Genomic DNA, 1,912 nt, shown 5'->3' on the forward strand with positions numbered 1-1,912 from the left:
AATCATTAAGGCTTGTTTAAAAGCATCGGCTTTTTCTTGACTGCCTTTTTCGATTTGGCCAAGGAAGTTTTTCAGGTTGTCTAGGACTTCAAGCGGGTCGGTTTGTTGATTTTTCGCCACTTCACTTAAGGCATTGCTGCTGTTTAAGTTGGCTTCGATTTGTGCTTTTGCGGGTTGTGCATCAAGGTGCATGGCTGCCGCTTGTTGCTGCGGGTGTGTGCTGACAAGTAGCCCTTGTCCTGCCCGTACTGCACCCCATTGGTCCGTTCTCAGTTCAAAGCCTTCGCCTCGGCCTTCACTTTCTGCAGTTTCTTTGGGATGACTGAGGCTCCCTAGGTTGAGCTGAGTTGCGCCATGGGTGCTTTGTAATTGTGTTGAGATTTGCCCAGTCGTGTCATCAAAACGCAGTTGCCCAAAGCCTTCGCCTTGGACTTCCTTACTTTTTATTCCAGCCAGCTTTTTGGTGTCCGGCAGTTTACCTTTACTATCAAATTGGGTTGGACTGCGCTGTGCTTCATGTATGCGCCCAAGCACAAATGGCCGGTCGATATTGCCGTCAAAGAAATCGATGACCACGATTTCGCCGATACGCGGCAAGAAGCGTGCGCCATAGCCTTCACCTGCCCATGGAGTCAGTACATCTACCCATGCAGAGTCCGTGTCATTGTCATTACTGCCTGCACCGCCATCATGGCTGTGGTCATCTCCTCGAGTAAATAAGAAACGGACTTTGATACGTCCCCATTCATCGACATGTATTTCTTCACCGCTTGGCCCAACAACTTTGGCGCGCTGCGGATGGGTACTTGGACGATGTTTGAGCGGGTTATATGCAGGAACAGTCGCAATATTTCGGCGCTGCAATGTGAGCTGATTGGCCAGACGCTCGGCCTGTTCATGGATGGGTTTAATGTTCCACTGGCTTTGTTCAATCAGTTGATTGACTTGTTCGGTGAGATCTTTAGGTAAGTTATTTTGGTTATAGAATTTCTTTTCAGTGATCAGGAATTGTTTGTCTGCACCGCTGTGCTGATCGATTTCTGGATGTTCGTTCAGTTCAAACCAGTAGCCCACTTGGGTATCACGTACGGTCGATTGTGCATTGAATTTTTTCGATTGCAGCTCGTGATAGCGCGTTAGGTTTTGATTCAGTTTTTCAATTTGGCTATTAGATGCCGCAGTGGCTTGGTCTTCAGCATTGAGGTCTTGCATCCACGCAGGGCTGACATGCCATGCTTGCTCCAAACTTAAACTGGCATTGTCTTGGTGTTGGCTATGCTGATGTTTGCTTTGAACTGAACCTGCACCTTCTTCTTGGCTGAGGCCATCGGCTTGCCAGCGCTGTACATGTACTGCAGTCGGCTGCATGCTGCGTTCGCCGATCAAGCTAGTGATACTGTCTTGTTTTTCCGTGGCACTGGAGCGATGAAAACGTATGCTGCGGCGGCTGAGTGCTTGATATTGGCTATTGTCATCAATCAGGCGAAGTTTTTGTTTTTCAATTGGCGCTGAGGAATGCCGTACTTTCAGCTGTGCTTCATCAATGAGCCAGTTAATGCCTTCACTGCGCCAAAGACGCGTTAAAAAGTCATAATCACTTTCATTTGACTGCATGATGAACGGTCGTACATCATAGTTTTGGCTTAAACCGCTTAGATCAAGCATTAGACTGGCAGCAAAGAGCGGGCTTTTGCTTTGCCATTCTTTAAAGAGAGTTTCACTGACATCACGAACCGATTTGTTCATAAACACACGGCTGTTGCGGCGTTTATGCCACAGTGAAGTTGCATCTTCTAGAGTGAGTTTATACAGCGTGAGTGAACCGTCACTCTGGCCTTGAGTGGCTTCGGTGATGATACCTGTCGTACGGAAGAGTTCACCCTGATCGGTGACTTGATCAACAGCGACTTGT

1 protein-coding gene is annotated in these 1,912 nt (G+C 47.9%); it reads right to left on the reverse strand.

Annotated features, from left to right (window positions below; genetic code table 11):
- On the reverse strand, positions 1-1,912 hold a 1,912-nt coding region (locus D7V32_RS16905; RefSeq protein WP_147394246.1), incomplete at both ends, for a type VI secretion system Vgr family protein.

This window comes from Acinetobacter tianfuensis (genome assembly GCF_003611465.1).
Taxonomy (GTDB): Bacteria; Pseudomonadota; Gammaproteobacteria; order Pseudomonadales; family Moraxellaceae; genus Acinetobacter; species Acinetobacter tianfuensis.